Source organism: Devosia indica, assembly GCF_003056405.1.
In the GTDB taxonomy this organism is placed as follows: domain Bacteria; phylum Pseudomonadota; class Alphaproteobacteria; order Rhizobiales; family Devosiaceae; genus Devosia; species Devosia indica.
Genome location: NZ_PYVZ01000042.1, coordinates 1 through 1,595 on the forward strand (window position 1 = coordinate 1; position 1,595 = coordinate 1,595).

General features: G+C 53.7%; 1 protein-coding gene. It reads right to left on the reverse strand.

Going from position 1 to position 1,595, the window contains the following annotated elements; all coding sequences use genetic code 11:
* Positions 1–89 precede the first annotated feature (89 nt).
* The gene (locus tag DDE76_RS19690) at positions 90–986 is read right to left on the reverse strand and encodes a hypothetical protein (protein ID WP_157955934.1); all 897 of its coding nucleotides are present in this window, start codon (positions 984–986) and stop codon (positions 90–92) included.
* Between the last annotated feature and the right edge of the window lie 609 nt (positions 987–1,595).

Sequence of the window (1,595 nt, forward strand, 5' to 3'; positions counted from 1 at the left end):
ACGGAGGTGATGACTTCGACCCGTCGAAACGGCTCGTCAGAACTCTTGGACATAGTCGTACTCATAGGCGGATGCCTATGCCTTATCGGCTATGCCGGCTGTCCGGTCAAAATGGGGTGCGCTCCATCCACCTGGTCCAATAGTCCAGCGGCGGCCAAGTAGGCTCGTTTCTCTTCCAGCAGCGCGAACTCTCTCGTTAGGCGCAATTGATCCTTGTAACCACCTGCATTGACCTCGTTGATTAGTCGGGTGGGAAAGGTTTGATCGAGCTTTTGTGCTCGACTGGCGTATAGCCGTACAGTCGAAGTGACTCGGTTTGCGAGGTCTCTCGCATAGTTTGTTACAACGTGCTGTCGACGCTCAGGCTCGGATCGGCGACGCGGAGAAGCTGGCTCACTCATCAATACGAGTCGCTGTGTTTCAATGAGCCTGGTATCTAGCCAGCCCGTGATTTCTCTTAGCCATGCGGGTGGGGCGGCCACTCTAAATTGTTCAGGCAGGTTGTCTCGAAACTGATCGAGAACGTCTCCTAGGCTAAGATTTTCTCCTGACCTCATGTCGACCCAAGTGGATGGACCAACTTGATCAAGAAATGGCAAGATGCCATCAATTTGGGATATTTGGTGAACTGTTAATTCAGTTGAATTTCGCTCGTAACGCCAAACAGATGGTTCTGTGTTTGTTGAGAATATAATCCCATCTGAGGTTTCAAGTACCATTTCTTCTTCGAAAAGAGACGTCCTTCTGACTTTTTCTGCTAAGACTGAAGTTCCATCCTCAAACGACATTTCCAGTGAGTCAAAGTGCGCCGAAGACAATTTCTCAAACTGTCTGCGGAGTAGGTAATCGACGATTCGTAAAGTCTCGGTCTTACCGTAACCATTTGGCGCATGGATGATTACAGTCGGGGAATCAGGGCGAAAGTGGATCGTGTGATCGAAACGGCCATAGACCCCTTGTATCGTAATCTTTCTGATCTTTGGCATTACAATCCCATTCCTGTTCGCGGCAGATTAGCCGTAATTAGTTGGTGGTGCCAATACGGGCGATACGACAATGGCCTAATGGCGACACCCATTCCGTTCTTAAGCGAGGCAGAGCGGGCGCGACCCTGCCCGTACCCGGTTCGCTCAATTCACGGCTGGGGGACGAATTGCCCCTTCGGGTCGCTTCAAGCTCTCATGGTCCCGTGTATTCACGTCTCTCCAATAGAGAGATTTGCCCGACGCTACCGTGGCATCGAATGGGATCATCAACCGCCGGCTGTCATCCCGGCTGAAGCCGGGATCCATCTTGAGATCTCAGGATGGGCGCCGGCCTTCGCCGGGGTGACAATCGAGCGGGTTGGGGACGCGGTGGCTAGCGCCCTCGTGGTTCGAGGCTGCGCTGCGCTGCGCACCTCCCCACGAGGGCTGCGGAAGGGCGGTGGTGGCCGGGGAAGCTTTTTGATCGGATACCCCCACCTAACCGTAAGCGCCAAGGCGCCCCCGTCTGACGTGCCGGTGGTTGGTAGGGTATTGGCACCGTGGATTTGATGACGGTGTGAGTTCCTATGTCTGCGCATATGCCCAGTGATAGAAGTTTCCAGTTGTTGG